Genomic DNA, 19755 nt, shown 5'->3' on the forward strand with positions numbered 1-19755 from the left:
GTCGGATGGGAGCGCACAGGTGGCTATCGTGGTCCGCCGAACCGCCATGCGACTCAAACGAACCCTCGTCACCGAACCCGTCGACTTCGCTCCGCCCGCCGTCGAGCCCGGCCGGACCCCGCCGCGCCTCGTGTGGAACGAGCTGTTCGAGCGGCCGGCCCCGGTCGAGCTCGAGATCGGCTCCGGCAAGGGCACGTTCCTGGTCCAGGAGGCGGCGGCGCGGCCCGAGTCCAACTTCTTCGGCATCGAGTACATGAAGAAGTACTCGTACTACGGGGCCGATCGCTGCCGCCGGGCGGGCCTCTCGAACGTGCGCACCTTCGCGGGGGACGCCGTCGGGTTCGTGACCGATCGCATCCCCGACGCGTCGGTGCGGATCGTGCACGTCTACCACCCCGACCCGTGGCCGAAGGCGCGCCACCACAAGCGCCGCATCGTGCGCGCCGAGACGTTGGCGCAGTTCGAGCGCATCCTCGAGCCGGGTGGCGAGCTGCGCGTGGTGACCGACCACCCCGAGTACGCCGAGTGGATCGCAGGCGTGCTGGCCACGTCGTCGATGCCCGAGATCGCGTACACGCGGCCGGCGTCGGCGGGGGAGGACGAGCTCGTCGGGACGAACTTCGAGCGCAAGTACAAGCTGCGCGACGGGCGCCCGCTGTTCCCCTTCGCGCGGCGCAAGCAGGGCTGAGGCCCCCTGGGCGCCCGTGGCTGCGGTCGCGACGGCGGCGCCCAACTATTCTCCCCGGCATTGGCGGGAGCGCGGCAGCATGTGCGTCCCCCCTCGGGAAGCTCGCTCCCGACCCTGCCATGCCTCGAAACGACCAGGATCCCGCCTTGCGGGAGGACTCGGACGACACCCTCGCGCTCCGGCGCAACGGTGACGAGTCCTCGGACGCCGACCGCGCCGCGCAAGGGGAGACGCCGAAGCCGTGTCTCGCCGATCGCCTGCGCGCCGGTGAAATGGACGCCACGGGTGAGTTCTTCAGTCGCGTCTACGCCGAGCTCCACCGCATCGCGCGCTCCCACATGGCGCAACAGGGCGGCGCCCACACGCTGCAGCCCACGGCGCTGGTCCACGAGGTCTATCTGAAGCTCGCGGGGAAGGGCGATCGGATCGACGACGAGGCGCACTTTCTGAACCTGGCCGCGCGCGCCATGCGCCAGGTCCTCGTCGACCACGCGCGCCGTCGCAACGCGCAGTCCCGTCGACCGGGCGGTGAGCGCGTGCCGCTCGATGCCCTCGTCGAGGCCTACGAAGAGCACACGGGCGACTTGCTCGAACTCGAAGACATGCTGATGGCACTCGAGCAGGTCGATCCCGAGCTCGTGCAGATGGTCGAGCTGCGCTTCTACGCGGGTCGCACCACGAGCGAGATCGCCGACGTGCTCGGGCGCTCGATGCGCGACGTCGAGCGGCGTTGGGAGATGACGCGCCGCATCGTGAGCCGGGAGCTGGAGCGATGAGCGGCGCGCGCGATCCCGAACGACTGGCCCGACTGCTCGCTCTGTACGAACGGGCCGTCGAGCTCGAGGACTCCGAACGCGAGGCGTTCCTCGAGTCCGCCTGCGGAGACGATCCGACGCTGCGGCTCGAACTCGAGGTGCTGCTCGCGGACGACGGATCCGGGTCCTCGCGCTTCCTCGAGCCGCCGGGCATGCCGAGCCACGGATCCAAGCCGGGCACGGGGTCGGGCGCTCTCGATCCGAAGCGGAAGGGCACGGACGCGGGCGCGGTGCCGTTCCAACTGGGACCCTTCGACCTGGTCAGCGAGCTCGGCCGAGGTTCGTCCGGCGTGGTCTACCTGGCGAGCGAGCGCTCGCTCGGCCGCCAGGTCGCGCTGAAGGTCCTCTCGACGAACGTCACCACGACCCGCGACCAGGTCGAGCGTTTCCACCGCGAGGCGCAGGCCGTCGCGAAGCTCGACCACCCGGGCATCGTCCGCATCCACTCGGACGGTGTCGAGGGCGCGAACCACTGGTTCGCGATGGAGTACGTCGAGGGCCGCGACCTGGCCCGTGAGGTCGAGCTGCAGCGGCTCGTCTCCGTCCTGCCCGGCGAACAGCCGATCCTGCCTCGTCCCGGCGAGCGCGACCACGCCGCGCGCGTGGCCGAGCTCGTCGCGCGCGTCGCCCGAGCGCTGCACGCCGCACACCGGGCCGGGATCGTCCACCGCGACGTGAAGCCCAGCAACATCCTCCTCGGCGCGGACGGATCGGTGCGCGTGGCCGACTTCGGGCTCGCGCGCGACGCCGCCTTCGGGTCGGTCAGCGCGACGGGCGACGTGGCGGGAACGCCGCACTACATGAGCCCCGAGCAGGCGCGGGTCGAGCGCGCGTCCGTCGACCACCGCACGGACGTGTACTCGCTCGGTGTGGTGCTCTACGAACTGTGCACGCTGCGGCGTCCGTTCGAGGGCAAGACGGTGCTGGCGATCTTCGACAAGATCCGCTCGGGCGAGCCGGCCTCCGTCCGCGATCTCAATCCCGACGTGCCGCGCGATCTCGAGACCATCTGCGCCAAGGCGATGGCCAAGCTCGCGGCGGACCGCTACGAGTCCGCCGAAGCGCTGGCCGAGGACCTCGAGCGCTTCCTCGCGCACGAGGCGATCCATGCGCGGGCCCAAACTCCGGTGGACCGCTTGGTGCGCTGGGGGCGCCGCCACGCCGGGAAGATCGGGACGGCGGCGCTGGTGCTCGCGGCGCTCGCGACCGTGGCGATCTCGGCCCAGCGGATCGCGCTCGCCGGGCGTCTCGGCGAGGTGCGCGTCGAGGTGCGCGACGCGCTCGGGCGTTCGCTCGAGGGCGAGGTGAGCATCCGCTCGATCGATCGCGTCACGGGCATTCCCGGCCGGCCGCTGCCGCTCGGACCCCTGCCGCTGCCGGGTGCGACGGTCGAGCCCGGCTACTACCGCATCGTGGCGTCGATCGATGGTGTCGGAGAGCGCACCTACACGCGCTGGGTCCCGGGTGGCGACACGACGGTCGTCGAGGGGCTCGTCCGGAACCTCGAGCGCGCGCCCGGTGCGGCGCCCGACCCTTCGGCGCCCAGTCCGATGGTCCTGGTCGAAGCGGGCACCGTCGGACCCGAGGACCGCAGTCCGTCGATCCCCGTCCACAACATGGCGGTCGACGTGCAGGCGTTCGAGCTCGACGTGCACGAGGTGACGAACGCGCAGTACCGGGCGTTCCTGCGGGCGACCGGGCGTCGCGCGCCACCGCACTGGAAGGAGCTCGGCGTCGAGCACGACGCGCTGCCGGTCGTCAACATCACGTGCAGCGATGCGGTCGCCTATGCGGAGTGGGCGGGCAAGCGCTTGCCGACCTACGTGGAGTGGCTGCTCGCCGCGCGCGGTTCCGAAGGACGCCGGTACCCGTGGGGCGACGACGAACCCCTGCGCGGTGTCGTCGGTCGCGCGCCGATGCCGCTCACGACCGAGCAGCGTCGCGCCGGCTACTTCGAGCACGTGCGCCCTCCGGGGTCCGACCCCTCGGCGGCGACGCCGAGCGGCATCCAGGATCTCTTCGGCAACGTCGCGGAGTGGACGGAGTCGCCCGTCGCGATGCCGGTGGAACGCGAGGGCCAGCGCGTCTACGAGCCGCTCGGTCCGCACACGCGGCTCGTGGCGGGGTCCTACTGGGCCGCCGGCGACGCACTCGTCCCGCCCGACCTGCTCCACCCGATGATCCACCTCGACGGTCCTGTCGCCGCCGGGTTCACGACCGGGTTCCGCTGTGCGCGGGACCTCCCCTGACCCCCTCTCGCGAGAGTCGCTCGCGAGAACAGCCCCCGAACCTGTCAATGGGTACGAAGAACACGAAGAAGACCGAGCCGAAGACCAAGTCGTCCGCAGCGCGCGGGCTCGCTCCCGATCCGAGGTTCGCGCAGGTCGGCGTGGCGACGTCGCTGCGAGCCCAGCTCGCCGCGTCGGGCGTCGTGGCGAACGTCGAAGTCGTCGCCAGCCCCCGTCGCCGGGCGAGCGACCCGCCGCCCACCGGTCCGATCGCGCAGGAACTGGCGCTGTTCCGAGATCGGTTGAACGAGGTCGGGCCCTCGAAGGCGCTGCGCTCGGCCCATCGCGTGGACAATGCGAGCCACCTGCACGACTGCCTCATGCGCAAGTTCAACGCCGTCATCGACCAGTACGGCATCGGCGCCGTGCTCTCGTTCGACGACCAGGAACCGCTCGAACTGTTGCACTACATCGACCCCGGCAACCCCGACAACTGGTACCGCATCCGAGGGACCGGCAGCTACGGCGGAAACGTCTACGAGGTCGAGCTCGACGACGGGTCGTTCCAGTCGTTGGCGATCCAGTACGTCGGCGCACCGAACACGGTTTCCTGACATGACGGACGAGAGTGCACGACGCTGGCGCATCGAGTCCGCCACGCTCGGCGGCACGGACACGCTGATCCTGCGCTTCGCCAGCACGCGAGCTCGGGTGCTCCACGGAAGGGTGACGTTCGTTCCCCTGTCGGACGAGGATGGGGCGGAGAGCGAAGGTGCGGTGCGCGCCGGGACGGTGACGACCACGCTCTCCATCCTGGACGGGGTCGCCTTCGCTCGCACTCCCACCGCGATCGTGTCGGGCACCTACGAGATCGAGATCGATGCGGTCTCCTCCGACGGTGCCGCGATCCTGGGTGCGGTCGTTCTCCTCGCGCCCGTGGTCGGAGTGCGGCAGCCGATCGTGCGGCGCCTCCCCGCCGTGGCCGTTCCCGACTGGATCGTCGATCGAGACGGCTTCCGCGAGCGGTTCGGACCCGTCGGTGCGCGCCGTTTCGAGGCATTCGCCGTACCAGTGTACGAGATCGAGGCCGCGGTCGATCTCGGCGCCGAAGTGATCGCCGCCTCGTTGACGAGCATCCTCGACGGGCTGCTTCTCGTGAACGAGGACGCGGCGCGCGTCAAGGCTCTGGAGGTCGCGTGCGCGGCCGGTCGCTACTTCGCCGAGGTCGACATGCGCTCCTCGAAGCCGTTCGTGCCCGGAGACCTACCGGAGGGCGTCGTCTCGAACGGCCGCGACAAGCTCGAGGATCGCATCAACGAGCGCGCGGTCTACGGTGTGGCCGGGCAGTCTTGGAAGGCTGTCGAACCATCGGGGCCGACGATGATCGGCCTCTTGAAGTTCTGCGACAGGACGACCGAGGTCTTCGCGCAGGCCGAGAAGTCGCACCTGGTGGATCCCGGCGACGGAGTCGACGCGTTCGAGTGGGCCTACGAGCTCTTCGTGTCGGGCCGACTTGCGGTGGCGCACCCGCACGAGTTCGTCCACCGCGTGGTCATGGCGCGCGGCGCGCCCGACGGCACGCCGTTCCTGCTCTTCGCGGAACTCGCCTCGCTCTGCCTCGACCTGGGGACCGACGACACGTTCTGGATGCCGCGCTTCGAGCACCTCGTGCGCGCCGCGATCCTGTTCCACGCGCACCCGGCCACCGACGCAGCGGTCGTCCAGGAACTCGGGCACCCCGAGGCGGACCCGATGGACCTGTACGCGTTCTACGACGGCAAGCACATCGCGATGCGCACCGTGTTCGAGCTGCGCCGGACCCACGGCGAAGTGCTCGACGCGCTCGCGCCCGACGAGCGCAGGAAGCTGCTCGAGGACGCGTTCACGTGGATCGCGGGGAAGATCGTCGGTGCTTCGGGTGGTTCGCCGACGGGCACGGGTGTGCCGTTGGTGCTCGAGCCCAAGCTGTTCCTACCGGGTCAGCTCGCAGCGAGCTGACTCGCGCCGTCGGGCGTCACCGCCGCACCGTCAGGGCAGTTTCGACACCTCACCCGTCGCGAGCCACCACAGCTCGCGGCGCGGCGGGTTGTCGAGGCCGAGGCCTTGTTGGATCGCTGCGGCATAGCGCGCGAGCTGCGGCGCGTAGTGGGCGGCGCGCGTGTCGCGTTCCTCGGCACTCGCGAGGGCGTCGGTCTTGAAGTCGACGATCGCCCAACCGGTCGCATCGGCGAGGACGAGGTCGGCGGCGCCGCTGTAGTGACTGGTGGGGGCGGTCTCGTCGTCGTCGTTCGCGGCCAGGAGCACCGGCACTTCCGCGAACGGCCCGCTCACGTCGTCGTCGGCGATCAACGCGTCGAGGCGCGTCAGCAACGGACCGCTCTCCAGCGCCGCGCGCAGTTCGGCGAGTCGGAGGGCACCGGCCTCCTGTTCGCGCGCGTCGAGCCCGACTCGCGTCAACTGGGCCCGCGCTGCGTCCCAAGCCGCATTGTCGAGTTCGGCTCCATCGACGCGCCTGGCGAGCAGTTCGTGGACGAGCGTTCCGACGGCCGCGGCGGCCGCGGGCGGCGTCGCGTTCGACACACCGCTCGCGCCGGTGTGCGCGGCGTCGTCCGACTCACCGGCGTGCGGTGACTCCGTGTCCGGGCGGTCGCCCCGGGCCGCGAATTCGCCGCGCGCGAATCCGTCCTCGGGCAGTCCGTCCGACGCCGCCTGGGCCACGGGCCGGCGCCCGCGCGCGGCGGCCCGTTCGCGCGCCGCGGCGATGGCCGCGCGATCCCCGTCGGCGCGGCTCAGGTCGACGACGAAGGGTTCGCTCGCGACGCGCGCGGTACCCGCCACGTCCGGCAACGCGGCGCTCGGCACCCGCCAACGAACGCCGTCGTCGTCCACGAACCCGGCCCGTTCCGCGTCCAGCCGCTCGCCGAGGCCCGGAGGGCGGCGGTGGGCCACGTAGTCCGAGAAACTCTGGGGCGCGCCCGTCGGAGCGCCGAGCTTGTCGGGCGCAGGCGTCGCGCACACGACGAGTCGCTCCGCCGCGCGCGTCAGCGCCACGTACAGCAGGCGCGCGCGCTCGGCGTCGGAAACGTCCGCCGCGTGCTGCTCGGCCGCGCCGTAGCCCGCACTCTTCTGGCCGAACAGTTCGACCTCGAGCGTTCCGTCCGCCGCGCGCGCGGTGCCGCTCGTTCGCCCGCGACCTCCGAAGCTGCCACCGGGATTCTTGTGTCCGTGCAGGAGGTAGACGAGCCGGAACTCGAGGCCCTTCGCCGCGTGGATCGAGAGGATCTGCACCGCGTCGTCCCCAGCCTGCCGCGGTTGGGCGTCGGGACGGTCCTCGCGCGGCGCGCGCAAGAGGCGCAGGAGTTCGACCTCGTCGCCGCCGTTCGTGCGTGCGCGCTGTTCGAACTCGGCGTGGAACGCGTCGAGGTTCGCGGTGCGGAAGCGACCGAGCCGCCGCGCCGCTTCACCGGCCTCGGCCGCGTTCGAACGGCGCACCGCGTCGACGAAGCGCTCGACGCCGTCGCGGCGCCAGCTCGCGCGCAGGTGGGCGAGGCGTTCGAGCTGTTCGTCGACGAGCGTGGCCCAGCCCGTGGGCGCCGCGGCCAGGGCCGGTTCGCCCGCGAGGCTCGCCGCCGTGCGAGCGAGCAGCGCCCGCGCCGCGGCCAGGCTCGGGTGACCGGGACCGTCGACCTCCGCCATCAGCGCGGCGAGTCCACCGCCGGCCGCGGCCGATTCCTCGTCACCGGACCACAGCACCGCGAGCGCACCGTCCGGCGTCCCGACGTGCGGACCGATCAGCCATCCGGCCAACGCGAGCGCGTCCGTCGGATCGAGCACCGCGCGGTAGAGATTGCCGGCGTCGCGTACCTCGCGGTGGTGCCAGAAGCTGCGCTCGCGCGCCACGGCGAACGGGATGCCGGCCTCGCGCAGGGCGCGCAGCAGGAGTTCCTGGTCGGTGGAACTGCGCATGAGCAGACCCACGTCGCGCCACCGCAGCTCGGGATCCGCCGCGCGCGCCGCCACGAGGTCGGCCGCGACGCAGCGGGCCTCGGTCGCCGACACGCGCGCGCTCTTCGGCTTCTGCTCGAAGGTCCCGTCCTCGGCCAGCGGCCAGCACAACCAGTGCTCGACGCGCGCCTGACCGGGGATCGGCTCGCGCGGCTCGTGGCCCTTCGGCACGACGAGCGGTTCGTACTGGGCCTGCACGCCGGGTTCGTGCACGAGGTGGGGGACGAGCACGCGCCCGACCTCGTCCAGCACGGCCTGGTTCGAGCGGTAGTTCACGCTGAGGCTGTGCTTCGTGCCGCCGGCCGCGACGAGGTCCGTCACCAGACCTTCGTACGAACCGAGGTCGGCTCCGCGCCAGCCGTAGATCGACTGCTTCGGGTCGCCGACGACGAACAGCCCGGGGCGCTCCTCCACGGCGCCCGCGAGCGCGAGGCCGCGCACCAGATCGCATTGACGCGCGTCGGTGTCCTGGAACTCGTCGACGAGCAGTTGGTCGATGCGCCGCCGCCAGCTGTCGACCCCGCCGCCCCCCTTCAGCGCCCAGCGGGCCGCGAGCGCGAGCAGGTCGTCGAATCCCAGCCAGCCCTCGCGCCGCCGCCGCAGGCCGAGCTCCGACGCGAGCGGATGGGCGACGCGCTGGGCCGCCGCGAAGCGCACGGGGTCGTAGGTGCCGAGCGCGGCGCACGCCTGGGCGAACGGGCGCGCGAGTGCGTGCAGCTCGTCGGCGTCGCAGACCTTCGCGACGCCCTTGTTGACCTTGTCCGGCGACTTCGCCCAGTCCTTCGCCGTCGCGAGCACCGGTTCGAACAGTTCGCGTGCGCGTTCGCTGCGTTCGACGTTCGTGCGCTCGAACGCAGTCTCTTCGCACCAGGCGACGAGCGCCGCACGCAGCTCGTCCGGCTTCTTCTGTCGCTTGTCCCACTCGGCCCCGGCGATCGGTCCAAGCAGCGCCGCAGCACTGGCGTCGAGCGCGGTCAGCATCGCGGCGACCGGCGCATCCGGGTCGCGTTCGAGGTCGCTCGCCAGGGCGCCGCCGGCCGTGAGGTCCACGAGCCCCTGCACGAGATCGCGCGCGGTCGTGCCCAACTGGGCGAGCAGCAGCGCGTCGGCGTCGCCCGCTTCCAGCCGTTCGGGCCAGAGTTCGGCGACGACGCGCCGCGCGACGCGCCGAGTTCCGTTGCCGTCCGCGTCGACGCGGAAGGCCGGGTGCAGTCCGAGCGCCAGCGCCTGGTCGCGCAGGATGCGACCGCAGAAGGCGTGGATCGTGCCGATCTCGAGCAGGTCCACCGCGGCCAACAGAGCCGTCGCGCGCCGCGCCGCGTCGCCGCGCAGTGCGCGTGCCGCCGGTCCGAGGCCGATGACGTTCTCGATCGCGCCCGCCGCCACCTGTGCGAAGACGGTCGCGGCGCGCTCGGCCATCTCGGCCGCCGCGGCTTCGGTGAACGTGATCGCGAACACGCCGCGCGCCACGCGCCGGGCCAGTTCGTCGTCGTCGGCATCGGAGAGTTCGGCGCGAGCGCGCTCCCAACCGGGTGCGAGGCACCAGGTGACGATGCGCCCGACCAGCGTCGTGGTCTTGCCCGTTCCGGCGCCGGCCTCGATGGCGAGCGGCGCGTCGAACACGGTCACGGCGGCCTCGCGCGCCATGGCGTCGTTCTCGCGCAGCGCGGCGAGGTCCCGCCCGACGCCGTCACCCGGAACGCTCATGCGTCCGCCTCCTTCACGAACAGGTCGAACCACGCGGCGGCGAGCGCTTCGGGAACGTCGGTCGTTCCGTCCTGACGCACGCGTTCGATCCAGCGCCGTTGGCGTTCGCGCCAGCCCGTGTCGCCCTGGACGCAGGCGTCGATCAACGCACAGCGCTCGCAGGCGGTGGGCAGCTTGTCCTCGCTCGTGTCCGCGTCGACGAGGCGCGGCAGGGCGAGGCCCGCGCGGCGCGTGTCGACGAGGACCGGCAGGCTGCGCTCGAGCGCGGGGCGCGCGGTCGCTGCGTCGACCTCGGTGAAGCGCTCGTCCTCTTGCGCGTCCTCGCCGCCCAGGAACAGGTACGCACCGCGGCCACCGCTGGCCGCCGCGTAGGCACCGGCCTGCAGGCGTTCGCCCCGCAGGAGGTCCGCGACGAGGTGTTTGGTGCGCGTGGGCGGCTTGGGCGTCGGCTTCTTCGGCGCGCCGGTCTTGAAGTCGACGAGCAGCGTGCCCGCCTCGGATCCCAGCACCGCATCGGCGCGAAAGCGCACCGCGACGGCCTCGCCGACCTCGCGCGCCACCTCGAGGCGGCGTTCGACCTCCAGCGCGATCACGTCGACCGTCGCGTCCGTCCACAGGGCGTCGATCCCGTTCTGCACCAGCGGTCGGCAGCGCGCACGCAGCCAGGCCGCCGCGCCGCGCGAACGGGTGGGGAAGCGGCCCTTGCGTTCGGCCTCGCTCAAGGCCTCGGCGATGCCGCGATCGAGGGCCGCTTCGAGCGCGTCGGCGTCCGGCCGCGCGACGGACACGCTGGGCCACGTGCCGAGTTCGCCCTCGTGGTCACCGAGCGTGTGTCCCGCGGTGAGCAGGACCTCGAGCGCGCCGTGCACCACCGTGCCGACCAGTCGCGCGTCGGGCGTGACCGGTTCGCCGTCGGCGCTGGGTTCGAGCCGCAGGTCGCGTTCGAGGTGCGCGGCCCAACCGCACAGCGCGTGGCGTTCGAGGCGGGTGAGGAACGGTTCGCTCTCGTTCGCGTTCGCACGCGCGAGCACGCGGCCGAGTGCGCCGAGGTCCGCGCCGCGATCGTCGTGTCCGAGGACGGAGGCGGCGTGGGCGCTCGCGGCGGCCGGACTCGCGTGCAGGGCACCGAGCGTGCGTTCGAACGCACGTGCGGCGTCGTTCGCTGCGGCGCCGTCGGCACCCGAGTGCACCGCACCGGCGAGACGCGCCCACTCGAGCGGAGGCAGGGGACCGCGCTGTGCATCCTGTGGACTGCCGGCCTCCGGTGCGTCCTGCGGCTCGAGGCCGCGCGCGGCGAGTCGGCGCTCGAGGCCCGGAGCCAGCAGGCGCGCCGTACCGTCCGCACCGATCGCCGCGTGGATCACGTGCACCGCCGACCCGCCGTCGAGCAACTGGGCGAGCAGCGCTTCGTCGGCCGTGCGCCGATCCGCCGCGGTCTCGAGGTCCGGAACCAGGGCCCGCAGTTCGCGGCGCAGTTCGTCGTCGAGCAGCGGATCGGCGCTGGCCGCGCGCGGGAAGGCGCCGCGGTCGAAGCCCACCAGCACGAGCGTGTCGAACGCGCGGCCGCGCGCGCCGTCGGGCGTGACCACCTGCACGCCTGCTCCGCGTCCGCCCAGTGGAGCGAGGGCCGCGCGTTCGAGACGCGGCCGCAGCAACGCCGCCCATTCGGCGCCGGTCGCCGTCTCGATGCCGGACGACGTCAGCGCGGAGAGTTCGAACACGAGGGTCGCGGTCGCGTCGTCCGTGTCCGTCCAGCCCATCGAGCCCGTGACCAGCGCGCGCAAGGCGTGGGCGAAGTCCGCGGCCGAGCGTTCGGCGTCGTCGAGCGTCGCCACGAAGCGGGCTGCGTCCGACAGGGTCCGTGCGGCGCCGAGCGACGGGTCGTCCGACAGGTCCGGCGACGTGGCGGGGTGTTCGTCCGCGTGGTCCTCGCTCGCCGCGAAGGGCAGGAATCCGTCGAACGCGGGCGCTTCATCGGCGCCACCGGGCTCGGGCGCGCGCGGCGCCGGGTCGACGCCGATGGTCGCGAGGGCTTCGCCGCGCTCGACGATCCGCCGCACGAGAGCGCCGCGCCGCCCATCGCCGCACGCGCACGCGATGGTCGCCGCTTCGACGTCCGCGCTCGATCCGAGCAATTGTGCGAGGGCTGCGAGCCGGCGGCCGGGACCGCGGGGCGGCGCCCCATTGCCGGTGGCCGAGAAGGGCACGCCGAGCTCGTCGAAGGCACGCGCGAGCGGGCCCGCCAGAGCACCGGGGTCGGGAACGCACAGGCCGAGGTCCTCGGGCGCCACGCCGCTTCGATGGCGCGCGTCGACCGTCCGCACGGCGCTGCGCAGAGCGGCGCGCAGGTCCGGAGCGCGGTGCCAGGCGAGCGCGGTCGGTTCGCACGTCGTGTCCGCGGACTCGATCGAGGACAGGCGCCGCGCGAGCGGACCGTCCGCGCCTGCGACGAACAGAAGCTGGGCGCCGGCGCGCCGGAGTGCCTCGACGAAGTCGGCTTCGCCGCCGCGCGCCGCTTCGGCGCAGACGACGAACAGCGTCTCGTCCTCGAGTGCGCTCGAAGGAGCCGTCGCGTGGGCCGCGCTCGCGAAGATCGCATCGGCGCCGGCCGCGAGGTCGCCGCCGGGGGCCGCGCGCGCCGCCAGTTCGACGAGGGCGCGCGCGCGAGCGACCACGCGCGGCGTCGGGTGTTCGTCGCACAGTTCGAGCAGGCCGTCGATCTGGTCGCGCACCAGTCCCGCCGCCACCAACTCGTGCACGGCGCGTCGCCCGACCGCTTCGCCGTCGTCCAGTCCGGCCAGCGCGTCGGCGAGCGGCGCCGCTGCGAGGACGCCGCGTCGCAGCTCGAGTTCGGCCGCGAGTTCCGACATCTCGCTCGAGCCATCGGCCGCTCCGTCCGCGTCCGCGCGGTGGACGCGTTCGAGTGCGGCGCCGAGCACCGTTCCCACGCGCACCCCGAGCAGGGCGCCGTTCGAAGCGCCGCGCACCAACCGGCCGGCCAGGTGCACCCGCGCCGCTCCGCCGCGTACGAGGACGCGCACGCGCTGGGTCAGCGGTGCGTCGCGTTCGTCGAGTCGCTCGCGCAGCCAGTCCTCGAGCGCGCGCGGGCTCGCGAAGGCGAGGGGCGGCCTGTGGGCGGAGTCGGACGGCACCGCGCCAGCCTACGAACGTCGGGGCCCGCGGACGCGCGGCGAGCGCGGGCCTTCGCTCGGCCGTCCTGGGTGTGCACCTGCGAAGGGCGGTGACACGTCGGCCGCCGACGCGCCGGACGTCGAGCCGGCCGTCCAGCCAGCGCGACGTTCGCTCGCGAGGGCGTGAAGAGACGCGGGGCGTCCGCGTAGGCTCCCAGCGATCGCGTCGCAGCCGGCGGCGCGAACTCAGCCCGACCTTCGACCACAGCCAAGACGATGATCCTCAGCACCACCCCTTCGCTCGACGGCCGCACCATCACGAACTACCTCGGCATCGTCACCGGCGAAGCCATCATGGGCGCCAACCTGTTCAAGGACCTGTTCGCGTCGATCCGCGACATCGTCGGCGGGCGCTCGGCCGCCTACGAGCAGGAGCTGATGAAGGCGCGCACCGTCGCGATGGCCGAACTGGAGGAGCGCGCGCGCGAACTGGGCGCCAACGCCGTGGTCGGCATCGACCTCGACTACGAAGTCGTGGGCCAGCAGGGCGGGATGCTGATGGTCTCGATCAGCGGGACCGCGGTCACCGTGCAGTAGCACGCGAGTTCGGTGCAGGAGCACGCGAATTCGGTGCAGGAGCGCCCGAGTTCGGTGCAGGAGCGCCCGAGTTCGGTGCAGGAGCGCCCGAGTTCGGTGCAGGAGCACGCGAGTTCGCAGCAGGAGCACGCGAGTTCGCAACAGGAGGCACGCCGAGTAGGCGCACGAGCAGCGCCGCCCTTCCGTCGCCCGGTCGAACGGACGCACCGTTCAGGCCGAGCGCGACGGCGGCCGCTCTCGAGCGGCAGGGCGCTCGCGAAAGGCTCGGCCGATCGCCGAACCCCGGAGCTCCGAGTTTCAGGCCCCGAACTCCAGGCCCCGAGCCTCAGACCGTGAGGCGTTCGGTCACGTGGGGCGCCATCGACTCAAGGATGCGCGCGTGGATCCGTCCCGCGCGGCCGGCGGGGGACTCGGGTCCGGTGATGAACACCAGCTCCGCCAGGTCGGCCGTCATGACCGTCGTGACGGCGGCGATCTCCTCGACGATGCGATCGTCCATCGAGTCGTCGTACTTGTTCGCGAGGTGGGTGGCCCAGCACTCGAGGCGGTCCACGATCACCGTGTCGGCGAACCCCGCCAGCTGGGCGACGGCCGAGCCGACCGTCAACGCCTCGTCGAAGGCCGACACGGTGCGCCCGCCGAACTCGCGCTCCTCCTCGATGCGACTGCCGACCTTGCGCACTTCCTCGGGCGTGAGGCGCGGATCGACGTAGCCGAGGTCGTCACCGAAACGGGCGGCGGCCTCGGCCGCGACGCGAGCGGTCTCGGCCGCGTCGGGGCCGGTCACCAGGATGTTCTCCGCCATGGGGAAGTGTGCGGGCGCCGGGGGACGGACGCCGGAGAGGGGCGCTCGGTCTGGAGCGCCGGCCGAAGGGACGGGGGGAGGGGTGGACGGCGCGGGCCGACGAGCAGATCGGCCGGCGCCCGAGCGAACGGTACCGCATCGAGCGGCGCTCGCAGCGTTCGCGCTCGACCGGCACCGGCGTCCGGGACCGACGCCGCCATCGAGTGCGCTCGCCGACCGGTCGCCCGTCTCAGGCGTGCACGCCGACGACGGTCGGCGCGTCGCGCTGGGCCGCCTCGGGGATCCAGCGCACGTGCTTCTCGTCGACCAGGATCTTGATGATGCCGCGGTTGATGCCCTGGTCCACCAGGTCGCGCGCGGTAGCGTCGTCGAGGCCCGTGGCCGCGAGCAGCTGCTCGTAGGTGAGTTCCGCGCCGGACAGCGCGCGGACGATCGCCACCGACGGCTTCTCGAGGTCGAACGTGTAACCGGTCGTCAGGTGCCAGACCGTGCCGAAGGGCGCTTCGCCGCCGCTGGCGTGCTCGTCGTAGATGCGGACGCGGACCGCGTCCATGAGCGTGAGCTTCATCGTCGGCAGAGCCTCGGGCGCCACCTGCCGCAGGATCGGACCCATGCGGTACTCCCAGGCGATGCGCGCCGAGACCTCCTTGGGCACCTTCGAGTAGTGCAGTTCGATGTTGTTCGTCAGGTACGGGAAGTCGCCGCGCGCGTGGAAGGCCATGTCGCGCTCGTCCGGGTTCCAGCGCTCGCGACCGTCCGTGTAGCGGTAGTCGAGCACGCCCTCGGAGACCTCGAAGACCTCGATGCCGAAGCGCTCCTTGTCCTCGTAGACGATCGTGTCGGCGCCGATGTCGAACGTGCGCGTGTAGCTGGACAGCATCACCTGGTCGCGGCGCGTGCCGACGAAGTCGTGGGTGAAGTCGGCCTCGTGCTCGGTCTCACCGGGGAAGCCGATGAACCACGTGGTGCCGGCGCGGATGCCGTACTTGGCCAGCAGTTCGAGGATGACCTTCGTGTCCTCGATGCTGTTGCCCTTGTCGATCAGGTCGAGGACCTTGCTGCTGGCCGACTCGAAGCCGAACTGCAGGAAGGTGCAGCCACCCTCGGCGAGGGTCTTGATCATCTCCTCGTTGCGGTAGGGCTTCTCGAACTTCGTCTCCGCCATCCACTCGAACGGCAGGCCGCGCTTGATGACCTCCTGGGCGATCTTCTTGAGCGTCTTCGGCGGCGCGAGCGAGTCCCACAGCTGGAAGTGGCGGATGCCGGTCTGCTCGTAGATCTTCACCATGTCGTCCACGACCAGGTCCGGCTTGCGGATCCGGAAGCCCTTGCGGAACAACTCCGAGCAGAACGTGCACTTGCCGTAGTAGCAGCCGCGCGAGCTCTGGAACGTGGCGACGGCGTCGGGCAACAGGTAGCGCTTGAAGTCGACGGTCGAGAAGTCGGGGCCCGGCGGCGAGTTCAGGTCGGTCACGAGTTCGAGCTCGGTCGCACGCACCACGTCGCCCTCGAGCCAGCGCATGTTCTTCACGCTGCTGATCTCACCGCCGTTCTCGAGCACGTCGAGCAGCTTCGGGAACTGCACCTCGCCCTCGCCGACCATGACGTAGTCGACGACCTGGTAGTAGAAGGGGTCGTCGGTGACGCGGTAGCCCTTGTTGTCGATGCCCGCGCCGCCCATCAGCACGGTCATGTCGGGCGCGAGCTGTTTGATGACGCGCGCGATCTTCAGGCCGAAGTACATCGAGCCGTCGAAGGGCACCGTGATGCCGATCGCGTCGGGCGGGTTCTCGAGCACCTTCTCGACCAGCATGCGGAACGACTCGACCGGCGGGTCGGGCAGCTCGTTCGCGGGCGGGTCGGAGAGAACGCCGTGGCCGACCTTGCGGCCCTCGTAGAAGTTGAACGGACTCAGCGAGAAGGCGAAGCGCATGCACGACCGCACCAGGTCGAACGCGACCACGAACTCCTCGGGGTTGCCGAAGCGCTCGCCGTCGCGCATCAGGTCGACGGCGTCGGCCACACCGGCGAACTCCTCGCGCGGCAGCGACAACAGACGCTGCAGGCGCAGCATCTCCTTGGCTTCATCGGGCGTGCGGTCGGACTTCTGGGAGAGCGCGGCGCGCTTGGCGTCGGCCATGTCCCACCAGCCCTCGAGGCGCTCGCGATCGAGCAGCCAGAGCGTCGTCTCGAGGTTCGCGTCGAGCCCCTCCAGCTGGTGCCCGTGCGCGGCGAGCACTCCGGTGAGTGCGGCGATCGACGAGTAGGGAGCGGTGGGCAGGTTCCCGTCGGGCGGTTGGATGAGTGTGACTCGCATGTCTTCGTCGTGCGTGCGCGGTGCTGGCCCCGGGTGGGTGCGCCGGGAGAGGTGGCGGACCCAGGTCCGTCGTCGGTGTGAAGTCCCGTGGGGTCGGGTCGAGGGCCGCGACGACGCTTCACGGAGCGTGGCCGGGCCGGTGGCACTCGCACCCCAATCCTAACCCCCACGTGGGGCTCCGAACGCCGCCCCGCCCAGCGCCCATCGACCGCAGCGGGCCGCGCGGTGCACGGCTAGGGGAGTTTCCCTTCGTTCGGCGCGATTCGGAGTGCGAAAGCCGTCGCGCGAGGGAGGCCGTGCGGCGCCGGGCTCACCGGGTCGCGTGCAACTGGACGCCGCGGTCCACAATCGCTGGGGCGTGCGGGCGCGGTGAGACCCGCTGCGGTGACGAACCGGCGCGGTGGCGAACCGGCGCGGTGACGAACCGGCGCGGTGACGAACCGGTGCAGCTCAGGGCGCGAGCCGCGCACGCGTCCAAGTCGACCCGCCCTCGCGGCGGTAGGCGAGTCGATCGTGCAGGCGCGCGGGCCGGCCCTGCCAGAACTCGATCAGACTCGGGATCAGCCGGTACCCGCCCCAGTCGTCGGGACGCGGCACGTCGCCGGACTCGCCGAAGCGCTTCTGCTCGGCCGCGAGGCGCGCTTCCAGCTCGTCGCGCGACGCGAGTTCACGGCTCTGGGGCGACGCGTGGGCGCCGATCCGACTGTCCCGCGGCCGCATCTCGAAGTAGGCGTCGGACTCGGCCGTGCTGGTGCGTTCGGTCGCGCCCTCGATCCGCACCTGGCGTTCGAGGTCGTGCCAGTAGAAGACGAGGGCCGCGCTGGGATTGGCGTCGAGCTCGCGCGCCTTCGAGCTCGCGTAGTTGGTGAAGAAGCAGAAGCCGCGCTCGTCGAAGCCCTTGAGCAGCACGATCCGAGCTCGGGGCGCGCCGTCCGTCGTCGCCGTGGCGAGGGTCATCGCGTTGGGGTCCTCGAGCCCGGCGTCGACGGCGGTCTCGAACCAGGTACGGAACAGGTCGAACGGGTCGGTGGGGGCCTCGGACTCGAGCAGTCCGTGGCGCACGTAGTCCTTGCGAAGATTGGCGACGTCCATCGGGCCATTGTGGGGGCGGGGACCGCTCGTTCCAGGGATGTGCCCTCGGACCGACCCGCGGACGGCCCCCCCCGGTCGGGGCACGTTTCGGCCACGGCGGCGGTGAATCGGCGGCGGTCGGTCCGTAGGTCACCGCGGCCGAGCCGGGTAGCACCAGCTGCACGGACGACACCGAGCGAAGTTTCGCCGACGATTCATGGACGCCCGTCCCGTCCACCGGCCGATGGAACCCCACGAACCGACGGGGGTCGGCTGTCGAAGGACCGGGACGATCGGCGCACCGCGCGGTGGATCGATCGTTCGCGAGTCGAGAAGGGGGATCCGAACGAGAACGAGGAGGCGGAGCCGACGAGGCCTACGCCGTGGGACGCGCAGGGGGAACGAGCATGATCGAGCACAGGATGGGCGAACGCATCGAAGAGGGGACGGGACGGCGAGCGAGCACGCTGTCGTGGGGCGGCGAGCGAGCGGAGGACGGTTCGGCTCGCATCGCGTCCGAGCTGGCGCGTGTCGTGGCTGGCGCGAGGACCGGCCGCACCCGCCCCGTGCGGCGCGCGAACGGCACGTGTCGTGTCGCCTGGCTCGAGCGTCTCAGCGCCCACGTGGAGCGCCGTCGCCGCGCCCAGCCGGACGCCGAGCTCGCGGTGCTGATCGACGTGGACGGCTCGATCCTCGATCTGCGCCCCGGCTTGGCGGCGCTGTTGTTCGACTGGGACGCGCGTCGTGGCACCAGCTACTTCGACGGGCTCGAGGCCGGCGAGATCCAGACCGGCGAGGCGGGACTGCGCCGCCTGTTCGAGAGGCGCGGGCTCGACCACGCCGCGCGCGCCGAGCTGCTCGTCGAGTGCGAGCGCTTCGCCTGGTCGCCGGAGGCCGTGATCGGCGCCCACCAGCCCTGCCTCGGGATGCTCGAGGTCCTGCGCTGGATGCAGATGCAGCCGCGCGTCTTCGTCGTGCTCAACAGCTCGCGGTCGCAGACACGCCGCGACGAGACGCTCCAGGCCCTGCGCACGCTGTGCCGTCACTACGGAATGGGGCTCGCCGAGGACCGCGTGCGGCTGAATCCCTTCGGCGACGGCAGCGACGGCGTGCGTTCGAAGCTGGCCGGTATCGAACACTTCAAGTCGCGCGGCCTCGTGCCCATCGCCGTGGTCGACGACGACACCGAAGCCCTCGTACAGATCGATCGCCACCTGGCGGGCGACGACGTGCTGTGTCTTCTGGCCGAGCCTTTCGGTCGTCCGACCACCGCCCTGACGCCGCGCGTGTGCGTCACGGAAGAGGGTGAGAACGTCCCGGTCGACGCGGTCTCGATCCTGTGGGACGGGCTCGCGACCATGGACGACCTCGAGCTCTTCGGCGCCGCCAACGTGCCGTGGGCCCAGGCCACCATCGTGCGCGACACCTGCGGCCAGCTGAGCACGGTGCCGGTCGACGGCCCGGGCCTCGAGTTCGAGGAGCTGATCGGCGCGTTCGCCCAGCTCGGCCGCGGCCTGCGCCTGTCCTTCGAGGAACCCGCCGCCGCCTCGCGCGCCCTGGGATCGATCGGTCTCCTGCGCTTTCCGTGGGAGCGCGTCTCCGTTCGACTGCGCTCGGACCAACTGACCGACCAGTGGTTCGAACGCCTCGATCCGTACTCCGCGCAGGTCGCGATCGCGGTCGACGGGGCCTTCCTCGCACCGCTCTGCAGCCTCGCCCCCGACCTGGTGGCGAGCGCGCTGCTGCGCCTTCGCGAGAAGGGCGTCGCGCGCATCGTCCTGCCTTCGGGCGCCGTCGAACTCGCCGCACTCGCACCGCTCGTGCGCGCGTCCGGTCTCGAACTGGAACTCGCGACGAGTGGCGGTATCGCGCCCTACGTGGACGCGGTCCTCGTCGGTCCCGAAGCGGTCTCGACCGGGTTCGAACGCGAGCGTTCGCGCGCCGGCGAAGGGGCCGACTCGCGGCGCGCGAAGGACCGCTCGGGCGCGGGCCGCGGCCTCACGCTCTGAGCCGATCCGAAGGGACCGGAACACCCGCCCGAAGGTGGGGCGGTAGACCCTTCGAAGCGTCCCCGGTCAAGAGCTTGCTCGGTCCGGATCTGGCTCCGATCTCCGGGTCGAGACAGGCGGCGGACGGGCTCGATCGGCGGCGCGGTGGGACCCTTCCGCCGGACGGGAGAGCCACAACCTTTCGTATTGACCGCCGCCCGCACCCCAATATGGTGGGGCTCCGTCGGTCGAGCGACCGCAAGCCCACCCGCCCGCGGGTGACCTGCACCGCCCGGATCGACGCGACCGTTCCGGCCCTGTCCGACCGCCGCTGAGCCCCCCGGTTCCAGCCCGCTCGGACGCCGCGCCGCCGGGCCCTCGACCAGGGCCGACGGACGCGAGC

Annotated in this window: 12 protein-coding genes; 7 read left to right on the forward strand and 5 right to left on the reverse strand. The window is 72.1% G+C overall.

Annotation, left to right across the window (positions count from 1 at the left end; all coding sequences use genetic code 11):
* The first annotated feature begins 46 nt into the window (after window positions 1-46).
* The 5 genes from trmB (at window position 47) to Pla163_RS06785 (ending at window position 5729) form a co-directional block, all read left to right on the forward strand.
* Entirely contained in the window at window positions 47-688 is a 642-nt protein-coding gene (trmB, locus tag Pla163_RS06765) for a tRNA (guanosine(46)-N7)-methyltransferase TrmB (RefSeq protein ID WP_145185522.1), read from the forward strand.
* A gap of 119 nt (window positions 689-807) precedes the next feature.
* Window positions 808-1464, forward strand: coding sequence for an ECF-type sigma factor (locus tag Pla163_RS06770; RefSeq protein WP_145185525.1), 657 nt, complete (start codon window positions 808-810; stop codon window positions 1462-1464).
* Complete coding sequence (locus Pla163_RS06775) at window positions 1461-3752, forward strand: bifunctional serine/threonine-protein kinase/formylglycine-generating enzyme family protein (RefSeq protein ID WP_145185528.1); 2292 nt, start codon at window positions 1461-1463, stop codon at window positions 3750-3752. The genes Pla163_RS06770 and Pla163_RS06775 overlap by 4 nt, the downstream gene beginning before the upstream one ends.
* 47 nt (window positions 3753-3799) lie before the next feature.
* A complete protein-coding gene (locus tag Pla163_RS06780) occupies window positions 3800-4345 on the forward strand; it encodes a hypothetical protein (RefSeq protein ID WP_145185531.1) in 546 nt (181 codons plus the stop codon).
* Window position 4346: 1 nt separating this feature from the next.
* Window positions 4347-5729, forward strand: a complete 1383-nt coding sequence (locus tag Pla163_RS06785) for a hypothetical protein (RefSeq protein WP_145185534.1) — start codon at window positions 4347-4349, stop codon at window positions 5727-5729.
* Window positions 5730-5759: 30 nt separating this feature from the next.
* On the opposite strand, the gene Pla163_RS06790 is transcribed toward Pla163_RS06785, so the two are convergent.
* On the reverse strand, window positions 5760-9443 hold the full coding sequence (locus Pla163_RS06790; protein WP_145185537.1) for a UvrD-helicase domain-containing protein: 3684 nt from the start codon (window positions 9441-9443) through the stop codon (window positions 5760-5762).
* Window positions 9440-12595, reverse strand: a complete 3156-nt coding sequence (locus Pla163_RS06795) for a PD-(D/E)XK nuclease family protein (RefSeq protein ID WP_145185540.1) — start codon at window positions 12593-12595, stop codon at window positions 9440-9442. The genes Pla163_RS06790 and Pla163_RS06795 overlap by 4 nt, the downstream gene beginning before the upstream one ends.
* 255 nt (window positions 12596-12850) lie before the next feature.
* Here Pla163_RS06795 and Pla163_RS06800 point away from each other — a divergent pair, with 255 nt between their 5' ends.
* Entirely contained in the window at window positions 12851-13171 is a 321-nt protein-coding gene (locus Pla163_RS06800; protein WP_145185543.1) for a heavy metal-binding domain-containing protein, read from the forward strand.
* Window positions 13172-13496: 325 nt separating this feature from the next.
* Here the strand turns inward: Pla163_RS06800 and Pla163_RS06805 are convergent, their stop codons facing one another.
* From Pla163_RS06805 to pdxH, 3 genes are all read right to left on the reverse strand, one after another.
* Window positions 13497-13976, reverse strand: coding sequence for a bifunctional adenosylcobinamide kinase/adenosylcobinamide-phosphate guanylyltransferase (locus Pla163_RS06805; RefSeq protein ID WP_145185547.1), 480 nt, complete (start codon window positions 13974-13976; stop codon window positions 13497-13499).
* A 229-nt stretch (window positions 13977-14205) separates the two neighbouring features.
* Window positions 14206-16293: a B12-binding domain-containing radical SAM protein gene (locus tag Pla163_RS06810; RefSeq protein WP_145185551.1), complete on the reverse strand. Its 2088-nt coding sequence runs from the start codon at window positions 16291-16293 to the stop codon at window positions 14206-14208.
* A gap of 450 nt (window positions 16294-16743) precedes the next feature.
* Complete coding sequence (gene pdxH, locus Pla163_RS06815; RefSeq protein WP_145185554.1) at window positions 16744-17385, reverse strand: pyridoxamine 5'-phosphate oxidase; 642 nt, start codon at window positions 17383-17385, stop codon at window positions 16744-16746.
* 386 nt (window positions 17386-17771) lie between these two features.
* Between pdxH and Pla163_RS06820 the strand changes: the two genes are divergently transcribed.
* Window positions 17772-19373, forward strand: a complete 1602-nt coding sequence (locus Pla163_RS06820; RefSeq protein ID WP_145185557.1) for a hypothetical protein — start codon at window positions 17772-17774, stop codon at window positions 19371-19373.
* Window positions 19374-19755: the final 382 nt, after the last annotated feature.

This window comes from Rohdeia mirabilis, assembly GCA_007750655.1.
In the GTDB taxonomy this organism is placed as follows: domain Bacteria; phylum Planctomycetota; class UBA1135; order UBA1135.